Source organism: Nakamurella sp. GG22, from assembly GCF_052976845.2.
Map to the genome: position 1 here is coordinate 354,353 of NZ_JBRIIO020000001.1, position 22,054 is coordinate 376,406.

General features: G+C 70.5%; 20 protein-coding genes. 7 read left to right on the forward strand and 13 right to left on the reverse strand.

All coding sequences use genetic code 11. From position 1 onward, the window contains the following. Positions 1 to 18: 18 nt before the first annotated feature. Complete coding sequence (gene opgC / locus ACVBEQ_RS01660; protein ID WP_447151666.1) at positions 19 to 1,257, reverse strand: OpgC domain-containing protein; 1,239 nt, start codon at positions 1,255 to 1,257, stop codon at positions 19 to 21. 128 nt (positions 1,258 to 1,385) lie between these two features. Here opgC and msrA point away from each other — a divergent pair, with 128 nt between their 5' ends. Next, the gene (msrA, locus tag ACVBEQ_RS01665; protein WP_447151667.1) at positions 1,386 to 2,054 is read left to right on the forward strand and encodes a peptide-methionine (S)-S-oxide reductase MsrA; all 669 of its coding nucleotides are present in this window, start codon (positions 1,386 to 1,388) and stop codon (positions 2,052 to 2,054) included. 121 nt (positions 2,055 to 2,175) lie between these two features. Here msrA and ACVBEQ_RS01670 read toward each other — a convergent pair whose 3' ends face one another. The 5 genes from ACVBEQ_RS01670 to ACVBEQ_RS01690 form a co-directional block, all read right to left on the reverse strand. After that, positions 2,176 to 3,135, reverse strand: coding sequence for an L-lactate dehydrogenase (locus ACVBEQ_RS01670; RefSeq protein WP_447151668.1), 960 nt, complete (start codon positions 3,133 to 3,135; stop codon positions 2,176 to 2,178). Between the two features lie 47 nt (positions 3,136 to 3,182). Then, positions 3,183 to 3,767 (reverse strand): helix-turn-helix transcriptional regulator, encoded by a 585-nt coding sequence (locus ACVBEQ_RS01675; RefSeq protein WP_447151669.1) that lies wholly within the window; start codon positions 3,765 to 3,767, stop codon positions 3,183 to 3,185. Positions 3,768 to 4,314: 547 nt separating this feature from the next. Further along, positions 4,315 to 5,946: an L-glutamate gamma-semialdehyde dehydrogenase gene (gene pruA, locus ACVBEQ_RS01680; RefSeq protein WP_447151815.1), complete on the reverse strand. Its 1,632-nt coding sequence runs from the start codon at positions 5,944 to 5,946 to the stop codon at positions 4,315 to 4,317. A gap of 51 nt (positions 5,947 to 5,997) precedes the next feature. Then, positions 5,998 to 6,945 (reverse strand): proline dehydrogenase family protein, encoded by a 948-nt coding sequence (locus tag ACVBEQ_RS01685; RefSeq protein WP_447151816.1) that lies wholly within the window; start codon positions 6,943 to 6,945, stop codon positions 5,998 to 6,000. A gap of 72 nt (positions 6,946 to 7,017) precedes the next feature. After that, positions 7,018 to 8,058, reverse strand: a complete 1,041-nt coding sequence (locus ACVBEQ_RS01690) for an NAD(P)/FAD-dependent oxidoreductase (RefSeq protein WP_447151670.1) — start codon at positions 8,056 to 8,058, stop codon at positions 7,018 to 7,020. Between the two features lie 64 nt (positions 8,059 to 8,122). Here ACVBEQ_RS01690 and ACVBEQ_RS01695 point away from each other — a divergent pair, with 64 nt between their 5' ends. Further along, a complete protein-coding gene (locus ACVBEQ_RS01695) occupies positions 8,123 to 8,884 on the forward strand; it encodes an SDR family NAD(P)-dependent oxidoreductase (RefSeq protein ID WP_447151671.1) in 762 nt (253 codons plus the stop codon). Between the two features lie 3 nt (positions 8,885 to 8,887). On the opposite strand, the gene ACVBEQ_RS01700 is transcribed toward ACVBEQ_RS01695, so the two are convergent. Then, complete coding sequence (locus tag ACVBEQ_RS01700; RefSeq protein ID WP_447151672.1) at positions 8,888 to 10,600, reverse strand: TM0106 family RecB-like putative nuclease; 1,713 nt, start codon at positions 10,598 to 10,600, stop codon at positions 8,888 to 8,890. Positions 10,601 to 10,716: 116 nt separating this feature from the next. On the opposite strand from ACVBEQ_RS01700, the gene ACVBEQ_RS01705 reads away from it, so the two are divergent. The 4 genes from ACVBEQ_RS01705 (at position 10,717) to ACVBEQ_RS01720 (ending at position 13,602) form a co-directional block, all read left to right on the forward strand. Beyond that, the gene (locus ACVBEQ_RS01705; protein ID WP_447151673.1) at positions 10,717 to 11,310 is read left to right on the forward strand and encodes a DUF6474 family protein; all 594 of its coding nucleotides are present in this window, start codon (positions 10,717 to 10,719) and stop codon (positions 11,308 to 11,310) included. A 29-nt stretch (positions 11,311 to 11,339) separates the two neighbouring features. Next, positions 11,340 to 11,891 (forward strand): hypothetical protein, encoded by a 552-nt coding sequence (locus ACVBEQ_RS01710; protein ID WP_447151674.1) that lies wholly within the window; start codon positions 11,340 to 11,342, stop codon positions 11,889 to 11,891. A 175-nt stretch (positions 11,892 to 12,066) separates the two neighbouring features. Continuing rightward, positions 12,067 to 12,861: a YcnI family copper-binding membrane protein gene (locus tag ACVBEQ_RS01715; RefSeq protein ID WP_447151675.1), complete on the forward strand. Its 795-nt coding sequence runs from the start codon at positions 12,067 to 12,069 to the stop codon at positions 12,859 to 12,861. 3 nt (positions 12,862 to 12,864) lie between these two features. Continuing rightward, the gene (locus tag ACVBEQ_RS01720) at positions 12,865 to 13,602 is read left to right on the forward strand and encodes a copper resistance CopC family protein (protein WP_447151676.1); all 738 of its coding nucleotides are present in this window, start codon (positions 12,865 to 12,867) and stop codon (positions 13,600 to 13,602) included. On the opposite strand, the gene ACVBEQ_RS01725 is transcribed toward ACVBEQ_RS01720, so the two are convergent. The 6 genes from ACVBEQ_RS01725 to ACVBEQ_RS01750 all read right to left on the reverse strand — a co-directional run bounded on the left by ACVBEQ_RS01725 (position 13,599) and on the right by ACVBEQ_RS01750 (position 20,094). After that, positions 13,599 to 14,132: a PaaI family thioesterase gene (locus ACVBEQ_RS01725; protein WP_447151677.1), complete on the reverse strand. Its 534-nt coding sequence runs from the start codon at positions 14,130 to 14,132 to the stop codon at positions 13,599 to 13,601. The two genes, ACVBEQ_RS01720 and ACVBEQ_RS01725, sit on opposite strands and share 4 nt — an antisense overlap. A 10-nt stretch (positions 14,133 to 14,142) precedes the next feature. Next, positions 14,143 to 15,117 carry an SDR family NAD(P)-dependent oxidoreductase gene (locus ACVBEQ_RS01730; RefSeq protein ID WP_447151678.1) on the reverse strand — a complete coding sequence of 325 codons (975 nt, stop codon included), beginning with the start codon at positions 15,115 to 15,117 and terminating at the stop codon, positions 14,143 to 14,145. Further along, positions 15,114 to 16,715 (reverse strand): AI-2E family transporter, encoded by a 1,602-nt coding sequence (locus ACVBEQ_RS01735; protein WP_447151679.1) that lies wholly within the window; start codon positions 16,713 to 16,715, stop codon positions 15,114 to 15,116. The genes ACVBEQ_RS01730 and ACVBEQ_RS01735 overlap by 4 nt, the downstream gene beginning before the upstream one ends. After that, positions 16,712 to 17,068: a GNAT family N-acetyltransferase gene (locus ACVBEQ_RS01740; protein WP_447151680.1), complete on the reverse strand. Its 357-nt coding sequence runs from the start codon at positions 17,066 to 17,068 to the stop codon at positions 16,712 to 16,714. The genes ACVBEQ_RS01735 and ACVBEQ_RS01740 overlap by 4 nt, the downstream gene beginning before the upstream one ends. Before the next feature lie 156 nt (positions 17,069 to 17,224). Further along, positions 17,225 to 18,706, reverse strand: a complete 1,482-nt coding sequence (locus ACVBEQ_RS01745; RefSeq protein ID WP_447151681.1) for a GGDEF domain-containing protein — start codon at positions 18,704 to 18,706, stop codon at positions 17,225 to 17,227. Further along, complete coding sequence (locus ACVBEQ_RS01750; RefSeq protein ID WP_447151682.1) at positions 18,703 to 20,094, reverse strand: GGDEF domain-containing protein; 1,392 nt, start codon at positions 20,092 to 20,094, stop codon at positions 18,703 to 18,705. The genes ACVBEQ_RS01745 and ACVBEQ_RS01750 overlap by 4 nt, the downstream gene beginning before the upstream one ends. A 312-nt stretch (positions 20,095 to 20,406) precedes the next feature. Between ACVBEQ_RS01750 and ACVBEQ_RS01755 the strand changes: the two genes are divergently transcribed. Next, positions 20,407 to 22,053, forward strand: coding sequence for an FAD-binding dehydrogenase (locus ACVBEQ_RS01755; protein ID WP_447151683.1), 1,647 nt, complete (start codon positions 20,407 to 20,409; stop codon positions 22,051 to 22,053). Position 22,054 lies beyond the last annotated feature (1 nt).

The window sequence follows — 22,054 nt, forward strand, 5'->3', positions numbered from 1 at the left end:
GGCCTCAGCGCACCAGGGTCACGCGTGGACGCTGCTGCTGCGCCGGTTCTCGGCCCGCCGCAACATGTCCCGCCGCAGCCGGTCCCGCAGCAGGCACCAGCCGATCATCAGGGCCAGCACGTCGAGCGTCACGCCCACCGCCAGCCAGCCCGACGCCCGGTAGACCAGCACGCTCGGCAGCACGATGACGACCACGCTGAGCAGCACGTAGCAGTCCAGCGCACGGCGACCGATCAGTGCGAAGGGGGTCAGCAGCGGCGGCCAGGTACGGAGCACCCAGCGGCAGAAGTGATAGCCGACGATCACCGCGGCGAACGCCATCAGGATGCGCCCGGCACCGAGCAGCCCGTCGGTGAACGGCGCGGAGATGGCTTCCTTCCACGCCGCCCGGTCGCCGGTCGTCGCGACCCAGCCGGCCGCCGCCGCGACCAGCACGACCGCACCGGCGGCCCAGCCCACACCGGCGCTCGCCCGCGCCCTGCGGACGGGTGACGTGTTCCAGTACCAGCCCAACAGCACCGCGGCGAGGAACAGCAGCTGCCAGGTCGCCCAGTTCACCGCGCCCGGCGATCCCGGCCGCTCGGTGAAGGTGAAGACGTCCGGCCAGCGCAGCCCCGCGGCATACAGCACGAGCGACCCGGCGACCACCGGTGCGGGCTGTCGCAGCGACAGTGCCGCCACCACAACCATTGCCATCAGCAGCAGCACGACGTAGAGCGAGAGGATCGACGTGTAGTGCGGGTTGACCTGCAGACTCAGCGTCGCAACCGCCGCCGGTAGCGGTCCGCCGAGCTCGGCGACACCCGCGTACAGGGCGTTCCTGGCCGGGTCCGCCGCGACCACCAGGAACCCGACGATGCACAGCGCCAAGTGCGCTGCATAAATGATTCCGATGCGCCGCAACAGCTTTCGTTGCCCGGTGAGCAGTCCGTTCCCGTCGATCGTGCGGCGCTGGGTACGGCCGACCATCACGCCCGACAGCAGGACGAACCCGACGGCACCGTCGATGAAGACAGCGGAATGGGTGACGAGGTAGGGCCAGCTACCGGCGGCGAGATGCGCGGTCGTCATGCTCACGATGCAGGCCCCGCGGAGCGCATCGATCGCCACGTCCCTGCTCGACGACCGGACTGCCCTCGGGGTCTCCGCTCCGCCGATCTCGGGTTCGGCCGAGCGGCCCGCCATCTCCGTCAACAGCCGGCCCTTCGCCCGTCGCAGACGACTGTCCGCCGATCGTATCTCTCGCTCATTGTGCACGACCAAGCACCTTCCGTGACGGGTCTGGTGAGGTCGGGCTCGTGCGGTTCTGTCCAGTGTCACCTCAGCAGGGTCAGGGGCGCCTCAGACCCTGCTGGCGTGGCACTGGTCGCTCGTACCCTGGGCTCATGAGGCTGTTCTCCCGCAAGACCGACCTGCCCACCGCCGACACCGCTTTCGCGGGCCGCGACCAGCCGGTCAGCATCGACGGGACCCACACCGTGCTCGGCACCGGCATGCTGCCGCCCTGGCCGGCGGGGACCGAGGTCGCGGTGTTCGGGATGGGCTGCTTCTGGGGGATCGAGCGGTTGTTCTGGCGGCTGCCGGGCGTGTACACGACGGCGGCCGGGTACGCGGGCGGCTACACCGCGAACCCGAGCTATGAACAGGTGTGCAGCGGCCGGACCGGCCACACCGAGGCGGTGCTGGTCATCTACGACCCCGCCAAGATCAGCTACGACCAGCTGCTGCGCGCGTTCTGGGAGAACCACGACCCGACCCAGGGCATGCGCCAGTACAACGATGTCGGCAGCCAGTACCGGTCGGCGATCTACCCGACGACCAAGGACCAGGCGGGCCGTGCCGCGACCAGCCGGGACTCGTACGCCGCGTCGCTGACGGCGGCGGGCTACGGCGACATCACCACCGAGATCAAGCCGCTCGACACGTTGTACTACGCCGAGGACTACCACCAGCAGTACCTCGACAAGAACCCCGGCGGCTACTGCAACATGCACGGAACGGGGATCAGCTGCTCGATCGGCGGGACGACCGGGTTGGGCGTCTCCGCGCACTGACCGAATCTGCCGGCCTCGGGCGCCGGCAGGAGGATCGAGTTGTCGATATCCGACCTTCAGCGGGCCTGCGAACGTCGGAAATCGCCAACTCGACGTGGGGCCGCTCGCCGATACCCCCGGCTCAGATGCCCAGCGAGTCGGCCACCGCGCGGACGGCCGCGGCGGACGCCTTCAGCAACTCCAGTTCGTGCTCCGACATGGGCGCGTCCAGCATCGTCGCGACACCGGTGCGGTTGACCACCGAGGGCAGCGAGAGGCACACGTCGCTCAACCCGTACCGGCCGTCCAGCAGGGAACTGACTGCCAGCACGGCGTTCTCGTCCCGCAGGATCGCCTCGATCACCCTGGCCCCCGCCAGACCGACGGCATAGTTCGTCGCGCCCTTGCCGCGGATGATCCGCTCGGCCGCCGTGACGACGTCGGTGGCGATCCGCGCCTCCGCATCGGCGTCGAGCCGATTGCCGAAGGGCATCGAGAAGCTCTGCACGGGAACCGACCCCACCGTGGCGGTGCTCCAGAGCGGGAACTCCGAGTCGCCGTGCTCGCCGGCGATCCAGGCGTGCACGCTCTGCGGGGCCACCCCCAGGTGGCGGGCGATCAGGTGCCGCAGGCGCGCGGAGTCCAGAACGGTGCCGGTGCCGAGGACGCGCTGCGGCGGGAGGTGGGAGAACTTCTGCGCGGCGAGGGTCAGCACGTCGACCGGGTTGGTGACCATCATGATCACCGCGTTCGGCGCGACATCGAGCAGCCGCGGGATCAGCTTGCGGCAGATCTCCACGTTGGTGGCAGCGAGGTCCAAGCGGGTCTGGCCCGGCCGCTGCTTGGCGCCCGCGGTGATGGCGATGACGTCGGCGCCCTCGCACACCGCGACGTTGTCCGAGCCGTGCACTTCGGCGGGCGGGCAGAACAGCAGGCCATGACGGAGATCGAGAACTTCTGCCTCGACCTTCTCGGCGTTCATGTCGAACAGCACCACGTCGTGTGCGAGGCCGCGGATCAGGCAGGCGTAGGCGAGCGTGGCGCCGACCGACCCGGCCCCGACGATTGCGACCTTGTTGCGCCGTACGGAGTAGTCAGCCATGCCCGACACCGTAGCCACCCACCGGTACCGGCGCCGGTCTCACCGTGCTAGCGGCGGCTGCCGCCGCCGGCCCTGGTGATGACGCCGCCACGGCAGGCGATCGCCACGATGTGCGCGCGGTCGCCGGCGTCGAGCTTGCGGCCGATCCGGGCGAGATGGTTCTTGATCGTCAACGCCGACAGCGAGAGCCGTTGACCGATCGCCTTGTTGGTCAGGCCCTCTGCCACCAGCCGGACGACCTCGACTTCGCGCGGCGACAGCTTGTGCGCCGGATGCAACGGGTCCGGTTCCCGGTCCACCACCCCGGCCACCGTCAGCACACCACTGGCGCCGGCGTTGACCGCCTCGATCACCGGCGCGACGGGCGCCTCGGCGAGCGTCAGCGCGAGGACTCTCGTCCAGCCGGCCTTCTTCAGCGACTGGATCACCGCCGGTGTCGAGCCGTTGAACCGCAGACTGACCATGGCCAGTGGGCCGGAGGTCCCGCTGGTGATGATCTGCTGCACCTCGGCGACGGACCGCGCACTGACGATCCGGAATCCGCTGAGTTGGGGCTTGAACACCTCCCCGTAGGCATCACCGGGATCGGCCATCAACACGACCGGCGCACGGCCGGTCTCGCGGTGCGCCACCGGGTGCATCCGTTGCTCGGGTAGAGACGGCTGGCGATCTGTCCGAATGGTGCCTATCTCGCTGTCCTTCATCAAAAGCCCTTCGTATCACCGAACGCGGTTGCTAAGACCAGGTGAAATGGGATATTCACGTCACGACGCGAAATTCCGCTGGTGCTCTGCGGACGGGTGGCTGGACCGTGCGACGCGTTGGCTGCGGTCGAAAGACGTTGAGGCCGAGAAGATCTCGTCAGCGCGTCGCTCAGCGACGGACCGACGATGACCGATGAACATCTCAACGAAGCGACCCCGCTCGCCCCTGTGCCCGAATGTATGAGCGCAATGACGGCGCGGCCCTCGCGGACGGCGGCATCATCCCCCAGCTGGCTGTCACTTTCAGCAACCAAGACACTACCGTAAGCGGAGGTTAAGGGAAAGTTTAGAGACGCTTTTGATATCGGAGCGCAGGGTGCGGCAGCTCACGGTTCCGGGTTTCCGGTCGGCAGCGTGCCAACCGCGGAGACGTCCGTCCTCGCGAGCGCCCGGCTCCGGCCTGGATCTGGTGGGTTCAGTCCTGGAACTGGTGCGGGTAACGGATGGACGTGGGCGCCACGAAGGTCTCCTTGATGGACCGCGGTGACGTCCACCGGGCGAGATTGGCGGCCGAGCCCGCCTTGTCATTGGTTCCGGAAGCCCGCGCACCACCGAACGGCTGCTGGCCGACGACTGCCCCAGTCGGCTTGTCGTTGATGTAGAAATTGCCGGCGGTGAACCGCAATCCCTCGCTCGCCTGCGCCACGGCCAGCCGATCCCTGGCGAGGATCGAACCGGTCAGCGCGTACGGCGACGCGGTGTCGACCTCGGTGAGGATCGAAGAGAACTGGTCGTCGGGATACACGTGGACCGAAAGAATCGGTCCGAAATACTCGTTGCAGAAGATTTCGTCCCGCGGGTCGGTGCCCTGGAGAATGGTGGGCCGGATGAAATAGCCCACCGAGTCGTCATACGTGCCGCCGGCCAGCACCTCGATCGAATCCGTCGCATGCGCCCGGTCGATGGCCGCCTTCAACCGGCCGAACGAGCGGTCGTCGATCACCGCGCTGGTGAAGTTGCCGAAGTCCTCGACCGACCCGATCGTCAGGTCCTCCGTCTCGGCGATCAGCCGGTCCTTCAGGGCGGGCCACAGCGACGCCGGCACATAGGTGCGGGACGCGGCCGAGCACTTCTGGCCGGAGTACTCGAACGCGCCGCGGATCATCGCGGTGCGCAGCACGTCGATGTCGGCCGACGCGTGGGCGACGATGAAGTCCTTGCCGCCCGTCTCTCCCACGAGCCGCGGGTAGGACCGGTACCCGGAGATGTTGGCCCCGACGCCGGCCCACAGCGACTGGAACACCCGGGTCGAGCCGGTGAAGTGGATGCCGGCGAGGTCGCGGTGGGCCAGGACGACCTCGGAGATCTCGGGTCCGGTTCCGGGCAGCATGTTGATCACGCCAGGCGGCAGGCCCGCTTCGGTGAGCAGATCCATGATCAGCGACGCCGCGAGTTGTTGCGTCATCGACGGCTTCCACAGCACGACGTTGCCCATCAACGCCGGCGCGGTCGGCAGGTTGCCGGCGATCGCCGTGAAGTTGAACGGGGTGACGGCGTACACGAAGCCCTCGAGCGGGCGGTGATCGGTGCGGTTCCAGATGCCCTTCGCGTTGGCGATCGGCTGCTCGGCGAGGATCTGCCGGGCGAAGTGGACGTTGAACCGCCAGAAGTCCGCCAGCTCGCAGGCGGAGTCGATCTCCGCCTGGTAGGCGGTCTTGGCCTGGCCCAGCATGGTGGCGGCGTTGACCCTGGCCCGCCACGGCCCGGCCAGCAAATCGGCGGCGCGGAGCAGGATCGCGGCCCGCGAGTCAAAGTCCAGCGCCCGCCAGACCGGGGCGGCGTCCAGCGCCGCGCTGATCGCGGCGGCGGCGTCCTCCCCCGTCGAGTCCGCGGAAGTTGCGAGGACCCGCTGGTGGTCGAACGGGGCGACGACGTCGAACGGCTTCCCGGACGGCCGCCGCTGCACCCCGCCGATCACCGCACCCAGCTCGACCGGCTCGGTGACCGCCTGCAGCGCGGCAACCAGCGTTGCCCGCTCGGGCGATCCCGGCGCGTAGTCCAGGACCGGCTCGTTGATCGGTGCCGGCGGGTGGGTGACGGCGTCCATGGCACTGCCTTTCATGAAGGGGCTCTCACGCGGACGGGGCATTCAGCGAACTCAGCCGCGGGTGGCCACGGAACGGAGGAAGAACAGCAGATTGGCGGGCCGTTCGGCCAGCCGGCGGGTGAAGTAGCCGTACCAGTCGGCACCGTAGGGCACGTACACCCGGACGGTGCGACCGGCCTTGACCAGCCGCTCCTGCTCGTCGGGCCGGATCCCGAACAGCATCTGGTGCTCCCACTGATCGGGGGTGCGACCCGCGTCAGCGGCGAGCTGAGCGGCGATGGCCACCATCCGCGGGTCGTGCGAGCCGATCATCGGGTGACCCTTGCCGAAGAACAGCGTCTTCATCGCCCGGACGTAGGCGAGGTCGATCTGCTGCGGGTCGGTGTGCGCGACGCTCTCCGGCTCGTCATAGGCGCCCTTGACGAGCCGCACCCGGGACCCCGGCCCGGTCAGCAGCTCGAGGTCCTTGGGGGTGCGCAGCAGCATCGCCTGGATGGCAACACCGACGTCCGGGTGGGTCCGGCGGAGCTCGAACAGCACCTCGAGGGTCTGGTCGATCGTGGTGTGGTCCTCGATGTCCAGCGTCATCCGGGCGCCCGCGGCGTAGGCGGCGTCGGCGATCTTCATCGCACCTTTGAGTGCATAAGCGTTCCCGCCCGCGGGCAGGTCGGGTGACGCGACGAGCGCCTGCCCGACCGCGGAGAGCTTCACCGACACCTCCGCACCCGCGACCTGGCCCGCCGCGGCCAGACCCTGGATGACGTCGAGGTAGGCGGCGACGGTGGCATCGGCGGTGGCCCGGTCGGTGGTGTCCTCTCCGAGGTGGTCCAGGGTGACCTCGAGGCCCTTGGCCCGGAGCGCCGTCACCGCCGCCACCGCGTCCGCCGTCGTCTCACCGGGGATGAACCGGTCGACGACCGACTTGGTCAGCGGCGCCTTGGACACCGTGTCTCGGACCGCGGAACTGCCGGACATGGCCAGGATCGGCTTGCGCAACAGGAACATCGTCACCTCGTGATCACGCGCGGTCAGAAGCCTTGCCGGAAGCCTTCCGCAGCGGCGACGCCGACGTCAAACCGCGTCCGGATTCCCGCCGGTTCGGCCCAGTGCCAGCGCGGTCGCGGCGTCCGCACATCCCCAGGAGAGCATGACGCCGTTGCCCGCGTGCCCGTAGTTGTGGACGACACCGCTGTGGACGACACCACCTGCGACACCGCCGCCCTCACGCTCGACCCGCACGCTGGGCCGGCCCGGGCGGATGCCCACCTCCACCCCGACCACCGGGGAGTCGGCCAGTCCGGGGACGGCCGCGATGCAGCGCTCGAGGATGCCTCTGGTGACCGCGGGATCGGGCACCAGATCGGTGTTCCCTGGTTGCCGCACCCCGCCGAGCACGACCCGCCTGCCGTGCGGCATCACCCCGACCCATGCCTCGCCCCCGCCCAGCTGATAGACGAAATCGGTCAGCCACGGCGCGTCCACGATCACGTGCTGCCCGCGGATCGGCGTCATCGACGGATCACCCGCGAGCTCGGCGGCGGCCAGCCCGGCGCAGTTCACGACGACATCGGCGCCGCGGCCGGCATCCTCCAGGCTGCGGACCGGGCTGAGCTCGACCCGGCCGCCCAACCGGCCGACCCTGTCCGTCAGCCAGGCCAGGTAGACCGGCATGTCGGCGAACGGCAGCTCCGCCCGCGTGCCCGTGGTGAAGCCCGGCGGGAGCTCGTCGCTCCGATCGATATCGCCGGACAGCGGCCGGAAGCCGGGAACGGTCGGCGCCCACGGCGGCAGTTCGTCACCCGGGTCGGCAGCCCAGAGCAGCCGGCCGGAGCGAATGCTGACCCCGGAGGTGGGTTCGTTGGCGAGCCGGCGGAACACCGCGTCGGACGCGCGCAGCCAGCCGAGTACCGGGTCGGCCGGGTCGCCGAACACCGGACCGATCATCGCGCCGGCAATCGCCGAGGCGGTCCCCAGCGGTGCGCCGGCGGTCCGCACCAGCACCCTGGCGCCGGCTTCGAGGAGGCGCACGGCGGTCGTCAGGCCGATGGCCCCGGCACCCACCACGACGACGTAGGGGCCGTCCGTCCGCGGCTGCGGGGATGGGCTGGTCATGGGCGCAACGCTAGGCGCGGACGCCGCGTGTCGCCGTCGGCGGGGCGGCCTTAGTCTTCAGTCCATGCAGATCGAGGGTTCGTCGGCCATCGTCAGCGGCGCCGCGTCAGGCCTCGGCGCTGCCACCGCCGCCGCACTGACGGCCGCCGGTGTGCACGTCGTCGGCCTGGACCTGGCCTCCGGGTGGGAACGGACCGGTGGGTTGGAGCGGGACTTCACCGCGGTGCCGGGCGACGTCACCAGCGGCGCCGATGTCGCCGCCGCTGTGGCGCAGGCGTCCGAGAAGGGCCCCCTGCGGATCGCGGTCAGCTGTGCCGGGGTGGCCACGGCGGGTCGGGTGCTGTCCCGCAAGGGCGTGCACGACCTTGACCTGTTCGGCAGCATCGTGGCGGTCAACCTGCTCGGGACGTTCAACGTGCTGCGGTTGGCCGCCGAGGCGATGTCCACCACCGAACCCGTCGACGACGAGGGGCAGCGCGGGCTGATCGTCAACACCGCCTCGGTCGCCGCGTTCGACGGGCAGGTCGGCCAGATCGCCTACTCCGCATCGAAGGGTGGCGTCGCCGGGATGACGTTGCCGGCCGCCCGCGACCTCGCCCAGTTCGGGATCAGGGTGATGACGATCGCGCCCGGCATCCTGGACACCCCGATGATGGCGTCGGTGACCGAGGAGTTCAGGGTCGCGCTGGCCGCGAACGTGCCGTTCCCGAAACGCTTCGGGCGGCCGGAAGAATATGCGGCGCTGGTGCTGTCGATCGCCGCCCAGGACTACCTGAACGGCGAGATCATCCGGCTGGACGGCTCGCTGCGGATGCCGCCGCGCTGACCGTCAGGCGTCGGTGTCCAGTTCGGCGACGGTGGGCAATTCGCCGAGGTGCGCGGTGATCCAGCGGCGCACGGCGAGCGTCGCGAGCACGTCGTCCTCGTTGTAGCGGATCACCCGCGCGGCCATTCCCCGTGCACGCTGCGGGTCCGCGGACGGGTCGTCGACCACCGCCTCCCGGTACCAGGCCATCGAATTCTCCCCGCCGGGCTCGGGATCACGCCACCGGAATCCCATCGACCCGGCCAGTTCCTTGAGCCGCAGCGACCCCGGAACCACGAAGTGCCGCTTGATCTCCCGGAGCAGGTCGACCCACTGCGGTGAGGCGCAGAACGCCTCGACGGCGGCCGCATCCGGCACACCGGGCAGCCCCGCGTAGCGGCGGGCCAGCCCGAGCATCCACCGTTCCTCGGCCGACCGGGCGTAACAGAAGGCGGCAAATGTCAGGCCGCGCGCCTCGGCCGCAGCCCGCACCTGCATCAGGTACTGGAAGAACTCCCCGAACACCGTGCCCTGGGACGCGGACGGCAACCGATCCCAGGTGACGAACGACCGGTGTCCGCGAGGCAGACCGACGTCCGCGCCGGACAGCGTCGCCCCCCAGAGGTAGGCGCCGTCCTCGCCGTACGACTCGGCGTCGACATCAAGTTCGACGTCGGCCCTGACGATCGCTGTTCGGCGCCCGATCCGCACCAACGGCGACCCCAGCTGCCACGCACGCGCCCGCACCCTGGCCAGCGTCGGCGGTGTGACGACGAACGGCAGGGCGCTCAGCACGGGCCCCTGAACCCCCGCCAGGTCGGCGATGGTGGAAAGACCGGCCGCGCGGGCCGTCTCGACGTCATCTCCGGTCAGCAGCAACGAGACGTCACCGGCGGCGGAGAGTTCCGCCGAGCAGGACGGCCACCACGGGCAGCGCCGGCACTCGGCGATCCGCGACGGCAGGGCCAGCGCGGGCGCGCCCGACGCTGCGGCCATGGCGACCGCGAGTCGGTCGCCGAACCGCTCGTCGTAGTCGTCCAGGGTCGAGGCCCCCGGGATGTCGAGCCGATGCCAGACGATCACCGCGGCGTCGTCGTCGGGGCCCGATCCGTCCACCCTTCCGCCCCCGTCGGTCGGGCTCCCCAGCCCGATGACACCGCCCCGCGCCGTCGCCGAGGCGCACCCGAGTTCGACCAGTTGACGGTGGTGGTGGGCGAGCGCGAGCCGGTCGGCACGGTGCCGGCGGGCGCGGTGCGCGCCGTCGAGCCGGACGTCCAGTGGTGCCGCCAGCGTCGAACTGTTCGCGCCGCTGCCCGTGTCGCGGGTGCGGTGCGCGCGAATCACCACCGGCAGGTAGCCGTCGCCGGCCCAGATCAGCAGGTCGGCGCCGCCCGACCGGGACCCGACGGACATCTCGGGGCCGATCACCACCGGCTGCGGCACCGTGCGCCACGCCGGCACCTGTTGCTCGACCCTCGGGTCCGGCGGCGTTTGCGGACCGCCGACGCTCACCCCGGGGACGTTTCGGGCCTTGCCGAGGATGCTGCTCAGCACCCGTTCGCGGTGCTCGGCGAGTTCGTCCAGCGCCCGCCGGGTCGCCGCGGAGATCTCAGCCCGCCGGTCGGGTGCGGCCGCGTCGAGGTGGATCCGTCGGCGGCACCGTCCGGCCGCCGACGGTCCGAGCCGGATGGGTGCGGGCGCGTCCGCGGACTCCGACCGGCCGATCAGAGACGTCATCACCGAACAGGGTAGGCGCGTGATGACGCCATGACGCCCAACCCGAATGCGGGGTGACGGCGCGTGACTCTAGGCTTGGCCCGAGCCCGGCGCCGCCGGCCCGAGGAAGGAGCAGCGTGGCACTCCGTCGTAAGGCACGCAAGAAGTCCTCGAGCGCGTCCGCAGCACCGTCGTCCAGCGCCTCGTCGTCCAGCAAATCGTCGTCCAGCACGTCCAGCAGCAAGACCGGATCGAAGTCGCCGGCCAAGCCGACCACCGGTTCCGCCGGTCTGGTCGCGCAGCTGAGCGATCCGAAGACCCTGCGGCGTCTGCTGCTGGCGGCCAAGGTGATCGGCCCGGCCGTCGCGGCCGGTGCGATGAAGGCCTCCACCGAGGTGCGGGGCGTGCTCGACGACCGGCGCTCCCGCCGGCTGGGTGTGCCCGTCGACGAGGTCGCCGCCTACAAGGGCCCGACCGGAACCGTGCAGGCCCGCATCACCGGACTCCGCAAGGCCGTCGGTGACCTCGGCGGCCGGCGCGGCTCCGACCCCAAGGTCACCCGCTTCACCGAGTCGAGCGCATCCCGGTTGGACGAGCTGTCCGCCGCCACCACGGCCACGCTGTCGATGCCGTCGGACACCCGGCGATCGGCGCTGCGGGCAATCTCCGCGGACCTCGACCAGTTGGATGCCGAACTGATGACGTTCCTCGTCGGGCCGCCGACAACCTGAGCGGCGCCGACGATCGGGGGGATGCTGGTGTGACACCGACGAGTACATGCTGGCGGTTCGTCCGCGCCTGCGTGTTCGCGGCTGTCGCCACCCAACTCGCCGCTCTCGGCCACGTTCTCGGCGGCGGAGCGTTTCCGGACATCGACGTCCTGGTGCCGGTGACCGTCCTGCTGGGCGGTTCGCTCACCGGGTTCGCCGGCCGGCGCCGCTCCTTCGCGCAGATCTTCGGTGCGCTCGCCGCCAGCCAACTGCTCTTCCACCTCGCCTTCACGCTGAGCACGCATCACGGCGGCTCGGAAGGCCCGCCCCTCCCGCTCGGTGTCGTTGCCGGTACCGGCGGGATGGTCGCGTTCCATCTGCTGGCGGCGCTGGCCGCCTCCTGGGTGATGACCCATGGGGAGAGCACCCTGTTCCGGCTGTTCGCCGCCCTCTGGCGGGTGCTGGTGCCGGCACGCCGACCGATGACCGTCCGGTTGGGCCCGAGCTGGACGGCCGTCATCACCGGTGGGGCCGGTGGGCGCCTGCTGCTGACCGGGCTGGGATCGCTCCGCTCGCGGCGTGGGCCGCCGTTGCCGAGCTGATCAGCGAACCGGGACAGGACACTGGTTCCCGCCGGGCGGCAACGCTGCCCGGTGTCTCCGCGCCGCAGGTCGCCGGCTCCGTCGCCGTGCCGACCGACGCGGTCGTCGCCGGCCGGCATCCCGGTCGGCATCGCGGTCATACAAGCCCGTTACCCCTCAGCTCCGAAGGAATTCCATGTCGACAACCTCGCGCGCCCGCCGATGGCGCCGCGCCGTCACCACCCTTTCGCTGGTCACCGCCGGGCTGCTGGCCGGTGCCGGCATCGCCTCGGCCCATGTCAGCGTCAATCCGTCCGAGGCAGCCGCCGGTGACTACACCAAGCTCACGTTCCGGGTGCCGAACGAATCCCCGACCGCAGGAACGGTCGCGATCACCGTCGCTCTGCCGCCGGACCATCCGTTCGCGTCCGTGTCGGTCAGGCAAATCCCCGGCTGGAAGGTCATTCCCGAGAAGACGACCCTGCCGGTGCCGGTCACCGAGGGGGACCTGACCATCAAGGAGGCCGTCACCTCGATCACCTGGACGGCCGACGCGGGTACCGAGATCGGACCCGGCGAGTTCGCCGAGTTCGACATCTCCGTCGGCCCGGTCCCCGATGTCGGGTCGCTGAACTTCCCGACGACGCAGACCTACAACGACGGGACCGTCGTGAACTGGGACGAGCCGACCTCGGCGTCCGGTGAGGAACCCGAGCATCCGGCGCCGGCGCTGACCGTCGGCGACGGGGCCGGGGAGCAAGCCGGGGAGGAAGCCGGTCACTCGCACTCGGACGAGGCCGCCGGGTCAGCGGCCGAGACCGAGGCTTCGGTTGCCACTGCCGCGAGCAGCAGCCCGACCACCGGGGCGAGCACCACTGCGACCGTCCTGGCCGTGATTGGCCTCGTGGTCGCCGCCGCGGCCCTGGTCGTCGCGGCAGTAGCCTTGCGGCGTCGGCCGGGCGGGCCGACCACACCACCGCGGGAGGGCTGAGCCGTGACGACGCCCATCACCCGCAGGCACGGGTCCCGGATGCTTCCACGGCTCCTCGTCCTGGTGCTGCTGACCATGGCGGCGGGGGTCGGGCTGGCCGGTCCGGCCGCGGCGCACAACGTGCTGATCAGCAGCGACCCATCGGAAGGCGCCGTCGTGCAGACGCCTCCGACCGTGATCACGCTGACCTTCGACGAGGCGGTGCAAGACTTCCAGCCCGTGGTCACCGTGCTCGGCCCCGACGGGCAGAAGTACGAGTCCGGTGCACCGCAGGTCGACAGCACGGTCGTGACCACACCTGTTGCACCGCTGCCCACCGCCGGCGATTACGTGATCGCCTACCGAGTGGTGTCCGCCGACGGCCACCCGGTGCAGGGCGAGGTGCATTTCAGGTTCGCCGCGGCAGCGCCGTCCACGAGCAGTTCCGCGCCGACCAGTTCCTCGTCCACCGGTTCCTCGCCCACCAGTTCCCCGGGGAGCTCGACGTCGTCGGCGTCCGTCACCTCGTCAACGGCGACGGCGGCTCTTACGACCGCAGGATCCACGACGGCGGAAGCCACGACGGCGGCTCCGAGTTTCGCGGCTCGCACAACAGCGTCGGTGGCTCCCGCGTCCTCGTCGTCGGGCCTGTCGGGCTGGGCGTGGGCGGCGATCGTCGTCGTCGCGGCACTGATCGTGGCGGCCGCCGTGGTGATCATCAGGCGGCGCGGCAGCAGTACGGCCGGGTCGGGCGGGAGCTAGCCGAACACCAGGCAGGTGGATGACGCGGTCGCCAGCAGTGTGCCGGCCGGGTCGCGGAGGTCGCCTTCGGCGAAGGCGGCCCTGCGGCCCGGCTTGGTCACCCAGCCGTGGGCGGTCAGCGGCACCCCGCCGTGGATCGGCCGCAGGTAGTTCACCTTGATCTCGAGCGAGGTGTAACCCAGCCCGGCGGCGAGGGTGCTGTGCACGGCGCAGCCCGTGACGGTGTCGAGCAGGACACAGGCCAACCCGCCGTGCACGACGCCGATCGGGTTGTACGTCGACTCGTCCGGTGAGCAGCCGAACACCACGTCGCCGGTCTCGACGGACTGCACCGTCATGCCGAACAGTTCGGCGATCGGCGGGCCGGGCAACGAACCGTCAGCCATCCGGCGGAGGAAATCGACGCCGCTCAACTCCCGCCCGGCGGTCGCCAAAGCATGCGGGTCGTGCCAGCTGATCGTCTTCGTGCGCATGTCACCGTTGCTGACCGGCCGGTCGCTCGGCGGGCCTTCGGCCGGGGTATGAACCATGATCGAAATGCTAGGCGTGCATCGCGCCCGATCTGGGTGGGGTGGAGGCGAGCGGTTCGGTGCCCGTCAACCGGACGGACTCGGCCCACAGCCAGTCGGCCTCGGTCCTGTCGGTGATGGCCGCGGGCAGGGTGATCGCCTGCGGCGCACCGCGAATCAGGAAGCGTGGCCCGATCAGTTCTCCGCCACTGACCGGCGGCGCCGTCGAGGCGTACACCTGCGGGCGGGCACCGGTCCTGGCGCTCGAGCCCAGTAGCGCGGTCGCCCGGCGGGCCAGCGTGACCGACAGCCCGACCTTTTCCGCGAGGCCGGCCGGTGCGGGCCGGGAGCTGTTCGGCCGTCGCCCGCCGGTCGCCGACCAGCCGGGGTGCGCCAGCACGGAGGACACCGTGGACCCTGCCGACCGCAGTCGACGATCGAGGTCGACACCGAACAGCGCCACGGCCAGCTTGGACTGGGCATAGGCGGTGGACGGGTTGTACGGCCCGTCGATCCCGAGGCCGTGATCGAGCTGTCCGGCGCGGCGGAACATCAGCGACGTCACCGAGACCACCCTCGCGGCGGGAGCCTGCTCGAGGGCCGGTAGCAGCTGGGCGGTCAGCGCGAAGTGCCCGAGATGATTGACGCCCATGTGGGCCTCGAAGCCGTTGGAGGTCAGCCTGCGCTGCGGCACCAGCATCAGGCCGGCGTTGTTGACCAGCAGGTCCAGCGGCCCGGACTCGCGCACCGCGGCGGCGAAGTCGCGGACGGAGGCAAGGTTGCCGAGGTCCAGCAGGATCACCCGCAGCTTCGCCTGCTCGACGTGTTCCCTGATCCGCTGGGCGGCCTCCTGCCCCCGATCGAGGTCACGAACGGCGATGACCACCTCTGCGCCGGCAGCGGCCAGGGCGAGTGCCGTCTGGTAGCCGAGGCCGGTGTTGGCACCGGTGACGACCGCCCGTCGCCCGACCTGATCGGCGACCCCGGTGTCGTGCCAGCGGGTCACGACCGCTCCTGCATCGGCATGATCACTTCGCGGACGACGAGCATGATCGCCGCGGCCACCGGAACGGCGAGGATCGCACCGGTGACGCCCAGCAGCGAGGCGCCGATCAGGATGGCGACGACCACCGCACCGGTCGAGATGTGCACCGTCCGGCGCATCACCCTGGGATAGAGCCAGTAGGCCTCGAACAGGTGCTGCGCCAGGTAGAAGACACCGGCGATGATGCCGATGGCGAGGCTCTGGGTGAAGCCGATCAGCGTCATGCCGACGCCGACCGTGATCGGCCCGACCACCGGGATGAAGTCCAGGACGGCAGCCGCCAGGCCGATCGCCCATGGGTAGGGCAGCCCGACGATGGACGCGAAGATTCCGGCGACCAGGCCGGCCTGGATGGCGATGATGGTGGCCCCGGAGAGGTAGCCGCCCATCTGCTTGAGGATCCGGTCGCCGAGGTCGGTGACCCGCGTGCGACGGGACGCCGGGACCAGCCTGTAGGCGGCGGACTTGATCTTGGGGAAGCCGGCCAGCAGGTACAGGGTGAGCACCAGGATAATCAGCAGGTCGACCAGCACCGACGCGACCGTGACGCTGGCGGTCAGCAGTCCGCCGGCGGCTCCGCTGCCGAGGTTCTGCACGATGTTCGAGTTGCGCAGGGCGTCCAGGACGCCGAACTTCTGGTCCAGGTTCATGATCTGCGGATCGTTCTGCAGGTTGGTGATCAGCTCGGGCACGGTCGAGACGAACGAGCCGACCTCGTTGACGATCGGCGGGATGATCGCGTAGATCGCCGCACCGATCAACACCAGCAGGCTGAGAAAGACGATCGCGACCCCTGACCCCCGCCGCATTCCCCGGCGGGTGAAGAAGCTGACCAAGGGGTCGAGCCCGATGGCCAGCAGGGTGGCGATGGCGATCAGCACCAGGGTGTCCCTGATGGTGTCCAGCACCAGGTAGCTGACGTAGGCGATCAGCACGCCGATGCCGCCGAAGAACCCCCAGTGGAACGCCGACCGGTGCCCGCGCTCGCTCGCCTCCGACTGCCCGGAGGCGACGAGTTGCACCGCTTCCGCGCTGGCCGACGCGGCGGCCGCGGCGGCCTCGGTGGCGAGCACGGCACGCTCGGACATCATCCGGTTGGTGAGCGAACCGAGAGTCCGCGGCAGCCGGATCCGGCCGCGCCGGTGCTGTTCTTCCTCGGGGTGCTGCGCGTCCCCGGCGTCCGTGCGATCCGCAGCGGACGCCGTGCCGTTGGTGCCGACACCGCGGTCAACGTCGACACCGCCGTTGGCATCGGCAGACCCGTTCGCATCCGCAGAACCGTTCCCCGCCGGAGCGCCGTCGGAAACCGGCGGCGGACCTGCCAGCGGGACGCCGTTGACCCCCGCAGGGACGGGCGCGGACCCGGTCGGTGTCGGCGCCAACGGCAGCCCGGGCAGCGCCTCCCGGCCATTTCCGGGGACGGCGGCGAGCGTCTCGTCCTCGAAGTCCCGGGTGACGTCACCCCCCGGGACGGGTACCGCGGCGGTCACAGCCGACGGATCGGTCCGACGCGGCGACCCTGCGGGGTCGCCGGACCCGTCCGCGGCTGGACCGGTCATGCCTTCGCGACGAGGTCTTCGTAGCCGTCGTGCTGGTCGATCCACCACGAGACGTACGGGCAGGTCGGGATGACCTTCACGCCCTGCTCACGCGCGGTGTCCAGCGTCGCGCGCACCAGGTCGGAGGCGACGCCGTAACCGCGGGAACCCGGGTCGGTGTAGGTGTGCACGATGTTCCAGGTGCCGGCCAACCGGCGGTAGTCCAGGACGGCAACCTCCCGGTCGTCGATCAACAACCGGAAACGGCCGTGCTCGGGGAGGTGCTCGATGCTGTTGGTCCGGGTCGGTCCGGCACCCAACCGCTCCATCGACGAGAGATCCTGGGTACTGGCCGGCGTGCTCTGATCGGTCATTCCCGACCCTTTCTACGGTGGTGGGTGGCGGCGCTCGCGGCCCGGAGAATCGTGGCACATCCGCACGGGCGATGTTGCCACGCAGTGCACCCGGTGAGCCGTTCGCTTCCCGTGACGACACCATCATGCGACCGCACACCGACCGGCGGGGCGGAACTACTGGGATGACGTGCTGCTCAACCCGATTGCGTGCCCGTCCACGGGCGGGGACGTGCGCACCGTCCGGGTGGCACTCCATGCAGGTACCCAGTCCGCCGCGGTCCAGTCCGGATCGATCGACACGGTGGCCCCCGTGACCTCCACCGACGCCCTGGACACCCGTTCCGGCAGCACCTGCGGCGCCGCAGCGGGCGTCGCCGTGGTGGTTTCGGTGGTGGTCCCGGTCCCTAGTGCCGGCCGCACCGACTTCGCCTCGTACAGCGCACTGTCGGCCAGCCGGATCAGCTCCAGTGGGTCGACACCGCGTTCGGTGGCGGTCGCCGAACCGATCGAGACCCCAACGGTCACCGCGCCGGCCGACAGCGGGATCGGCCGGCCGACGGCCCGCCTGATCCGTGCGATGACGTCATCGATGCTGCGCTGCGGCACGCCGCCGGACAGCAGGATGACGAACTCGTCGCCGCCGAATCGGGCGACCAGGTCGTCGGACCGGGTGGCGTCCTGCAAGCGGCGGGCGACCTCGACCAGCACCATGTCGCCGGCCAGGTGCCCGAAGTCGTCGTTGACCTTCTTGAAGCGATCGAGATCGACCAGCAGCAGGGTGACCGTCTCCCGCGGCGGCCGCATCCTGCCGAGGCGGTACTGCAGCCTCGCCAGGAGGCGGTCACGGTTGGCCATGGAGGTGAGCGGGTCGGTCCCCGCGAGCAGCGTCCGGGATGAGACGGCCCTGATCCCGACCTGTGCCGCCACCATCGCCAGCGCCAGGAACGGCAGCATGGCCGGCTGTTCCACCGCGAGCACCGCGGGGATGGGAGCTGTCAGGGCGAGGGTTCCGATCGCGAGCTGACTGCGCCAGTCGGCCAGGTACTCGCGCCGGGTGGTCGCGCCGGCCAGCACCTGCGAGGTCATCACGAAGAGGACGTTGAGGGACTCGACGACCACCGCGAGCAGCACGGCCACCGGCACCAGGGCAGCGGACCGGACCTCGCCGCTCAGGCCGAGTCCCACCTCCAGCACGGCGAGCACGCCGGCAGCGGCGGCACCCTGCAGCCCCCACAGCGAGATGTTGAGGACCACCCGCCACCAGACCATGCCGTAGGGCAGCGTCATCGCGGCGCCGGCGACCAGGAAGAACCAGGCGGCATGCGGGCCGAAGGCGAGCAGCGCCGCGATGACCAGCGGCGTGGACAGCACGTATTCCTCGAAGGGACTGGACTTCCGCATCCACGGCAATGCCGGGTACATCTCCGCCAGCAGCACCAGGATCAGCAGCAGGATGGCTCCGGGCTGACGCGCAATGTCCAGCACGCCGGGCCCGGGCACGAACAGCAGCAGGGCGGCGAACGACGCCACCACTGCGACCAGGCAGGCCGCCCACCACCAGCGGAATGCGACGGGCGTCGCGGCCAACGGCACGGCCATCGGGTCGATCTCGTGCGTGGCGCCGCCGGCGTCGTCCTCGATCGCGGACCTGTTCACCGCAGTCCCCCGTCGAGCGGGAGCCCGGGTCGAACAGCCAGATCGGTGGGCGGGTCCGCCGGCGGTGGCGCCGCCGACCACTGCACCCCGGGCCACCCCGCGGCCGGTGCGGCCGACGCGCCCTGCACGGTCACGCTCCAGACCGGAACCGGGCGCAGCAACGATGTCCGGTGCGTCGGGACGGTGCCGGGCCGCCGGGTGGACGTGGTGTCGAGGAGCCGCTTCGCCCGGTACATGTCCCGGTCGGCCTGGTCCACCAGCGCCTGCATCTCGGTGTTCTTGTCGGTGGCCGTGGCCAGCCCGACGGACCCGCCGACGACGACCCGCACGTCGCGAACCGTGACCGGTTCGGCAAGGGCGTTCCGGACGGCGGCCGCAGCGGCGTCGGCCTGATCCGGCCCGGCGTTGCCACCCAGCACCACGGCGAACTCGTCACCGCCGTACCGCGCGACCAGATCCTGGGCCCGCGCGGTGGCCACCAACCGGCGGGCGACCTCCACCAGCACCTCGTCACCGACCAGGTGCCCGTAGGTGTCGTTGACGTCCTTGAAGCGGTTCAGGTCGATCATCAGCAGCGTCACGCTGCCGCCGGGTGTCAGCCGGGCGAGGCGCGCGGACAGCGTCCGGGACAGCGTCAACCGGTTGGCGAGCCCCGTCAGCCCGTCGACCCGGGAGGCCGCGGTGCTGCGGAACATGGTGCGGCTCAACTGGTTCAGCGCGACGATGACGACGGCCATCGCCAGCAGGGCCCATGGGTTCGCCATCGCGACCGCGGCGAGCACGGGAGCCGCGACCAGGCTGCTACCCCAGATCCGGGCGGTCTTGCCGAGCCGGACCCGTTGTTCGGACCACGTCGACGACCGTTGCTCGGTGAGCGCCACGGCCGTCAGAAGCAGGGCGAGCAGCAGCACGAGCATGGCGATCGTGATGCCGCGACCGGCCAGCCTCCAGCCGCCCGGGCTCAGCACCTGCACGGCCTCGGCGAGCCGGTATGCGGCGACCACCGCCAGCCCGATCAGACCGAAGATGGCCACGTTTGTCGCGACCGGCCACCACGGTCCGGTGCGCCGGAACAGTGCGGTGGTCAGGCCGGTGACGAGGAACAACAGAGCGCTGCTCGAGCCGTAGGCGAGGACAGCTGCCAACGCGAGCGACGCCGACCACGCGAACGTCACGGTGGTCCTGGTCTCGCCCATCCAGGGAACCAGCGGATACAGATCGGCGAGCAGCAGCAGCGCGGCCAGCAGCAGGAAGCCCGGTTGCTGCAGCAGGGCGTCCAGCGGGCGGTCCATCGGACTGCGCACCAGCAGGACGTAACCGACAACGACGACGGCGAGACTCAGGCACAGGATGGTCCGGAACCGCGGCGGCGTGCCGCGAAAAGACACCGCCGATCCAGTGAAAATGTGCCGCACGATCCCGCCCCCTCCCCCTGAGGTATGCCAAAAACTGTACGGGCGAAGGAACTGTCGCAGCGCGCTCTAATGAGTGATTCTCGTGTCTGACCGGTCACTGTCTGCCATCTGCACTGGTCAGAGGACTTGTTCGGGTCACATTGTCGTCCTCTGTCACTACTCTGGGTAATTGGCCAACAAAGCTGACTCAGTGACCGGCAACCCACTGTGGGTCGGTTCACGGTCCGGCGGCGTCGGAGCGCGCAGGGCCGCGATCAGAGGGCAATCTGTGGCAGGGTCGTCAGCATGGCGGACGCAGACATCGTCGTTGTCGGGGCAGGGCTCGCGGGGCTGGTGGCGGCGGCGGAAGCGGCGGATGCCGGGCGGTCCGTCATCGTCGTCGATCAGGAGGGCGCGTCCAGTCTCGGCGGACAGGCCTGGTGGTCACTCGGGGGGCTGTTCCTGGTGAACACCCCGGAGCAACGACGCCTCGGCGTCAAGGACTCGGCCGATCTCGCGCTCGCCGACTGGCTCGGCTCGGCCGGATTCGACCGGCCAGAGGACCACTGGCCACGGCAGTGGGCGGAGGCCTATGTCGACTTCGCCGCCGGGGAGAAGCGCCCGTGGCTGAAGCAGCAGGGCATCAGCCTGTTTCCCATCGTCCAGTGGGCCGAACGGGGCGGTCATCAGGTGGGTGGCCATGGCAACTCCGTCCCACGATTCCACGTCACCTGGGGATCGGGGCCCGGCGTGCTGACGCCGTTCGTCCGCCGGGTCACCGAGCACGTCCGGTCCGGCCGCATCCGGATGCGGTTCCGGCACCGGGTCACCGAACTCCTCCGCAACGGCGAGGACGTCGTCGGGGTGGCCGGTGAGGTCCTGGAGCCGACGTCCGCGGTCCGCGGCGCGCCGACGTCACGCGTGGCGGTGGGTGCCTTCTCATTCGGGTCTGGCGCGGTGATCGTCACCTCGGGCGGCATCGGCGGCAACCACGAGCTGGTCCGGCGGAACTGGCCCGGTGGCCCGCAGCTGGCCCCGGCCGAGATGCTGTCCGGCGTTCCGGACTCCGTCGACGGGCTGATGTTGGGCGTCACCGAACGCGCCGGTGGACGCCTCATCAATGCCGACCGGATGTGGCACTACCCGGAGGGGGTGGTGAACCATGCGCCGGTGTGGAGTTCGCACGGGATCCGGATCCTGTCCGGACCCAGCCCGCTCTGGCTCGACGCGTACGGGCACCGCCTGCCGACCCCGCTGTTCCCCGGATTCGACGCGCTGGGCGCGCTGCAGCACATCCTCCGCACCGGGCGGTCGCACTCCTGGTTCCTGCTCGACCAGCGCACCATCGGGCCGGAGTTCGGGCTCTCCGGATCCGAGCAGAACCCCGACTTCGCCGAGAAGTCCGTCAAGCTGCTGCTCACCACCAGGGCCGGCGGGAAGATCACCCCGCCCGTCCAGGCCTTCCTCGACAAGGGCGTCGACTTCCTCACCGCCCCGTCGGTCGGCGAGCTGGTGCAGAAGATGAACGACCTCGTCGGTGAACCGCTGATCGACGCCGACGAGCTGGCAGCCACCGTGGTGCTGCGTGACGGTCAGGTCCGAGCGGGGCTCGGCAAGGACCCACAGGTGCTCGCCGTCAACGCGGCGCGGCAATACTTCGGCGACCGCCGGATGCGGACCGTCGAACCGCACGAAATGCTCGACCCCGCCGCCGGACCGCTGATCGCCGTCCGGCTGCACGTCATCACCCGTAAGACACTGGGCGGGCTGGAGACCGACCTCTCCGCGCGGGTCCTGTCACTGTCCGGCAGCCCGGTGCCCGGTCTCTATGCGGCCGGCGAGGCGGCCGGTTTCGGCGGCGGTGGCATGCACGGTTACCGCAGCCTGGAGGGTTCGTTTCTCGGCGGCTGCCTGTTCTCCGGGCGCATCGCCGGACGGACAGCCGCCGGCTGAG

What these genes read in the sequence shown, in the direction of transcription:
- msrA (WP_447151667.1), top strand. Translation starts at nt 1,386, where the DNA reads ATGAGGCTGTTCTCCCGCAAGACCGACCTGCCCACCGCCGACACCGCT.
- ACVBEQ_RS01670 (WP_447151668.1), bottom strand. Translation starts at nt 3,135, where the DNA reads ATGGCTGACTACTCCGTACGGCGCAACAAGGTCGCAATCGTCGGGGCC.
- ACVBEQ_RS01725 (WP_447151677.1), bottom strand. Translation starts at nt 14,132, where the DNA reads ATGGTTCATACCCCGGCCGAAGGCCCGCCGAGCGACCGGCCGGTCAGC.
- ACVBEQ_RS01735 (WP_447151679.1), bottom strand. Translation starts at nt 16,715, where the DNA reads ATGACCGGTCCAGCCGCGGACGGGTCCGGCGACCCCGCAGGGTCGCCG.
- ACVBEQ_RS01700 (WP_447151672.1), bottom strand. Translation starts at nt 10,600, where the DNA reads ATGACGTCTCTGATCGGCCGGTCGGAGTCCGCGGACGCGCCCGCACCC.
- ACVBEQ_RS01690 (WP_447151670.1), bottom strand. Translation starts at nt 8,058, where the DNA reads ATGACCAGCCCATCCCCGCAGCCGCGGACGGACGGCCCCTACGTCGTC.
- ACVBEQ_RS01740 (WP_447151680.1), bottom strand. Translation starts at nt 17,068, where the DNA reads ATGACCGATCAGAGCACGCCGGCCAGTACCCAGGATCTCTCGTCGATG.
- ACVBEQ_RS01755 (WP_447151683.1), top strand. Translation starts at nt 20,407, where the DNA reads ATGGCGGACGCAGACATCGTCGTTGTCGGGGCAGGGCTCGCGGGGCTG.
- ACVBEQ_RS01715 (WP_447151675.1), top strand. Translation starts at nt 12,067, where the DNA reads ATGTCGACAACCTCGCGCGCCCGCCGATGGCGCCGCGCCGTCACCACC.
- pruA (WP_447151815.1), bottom strand. Translation starts at nt 5,946, where the DNA reads ATGGACGCCGTCACCCACCCGCCGGCACCGATCAACGAGCCGGTCCTG.
- ACVBEQ_RS01695 (WP_447151671.1), top strand. Translation starts at nt 8,123, where the DNA reads ATGCAGATCGAGGGTTCGTCGGCCATCGTCAGCGGCGCCGCGTCAGGC.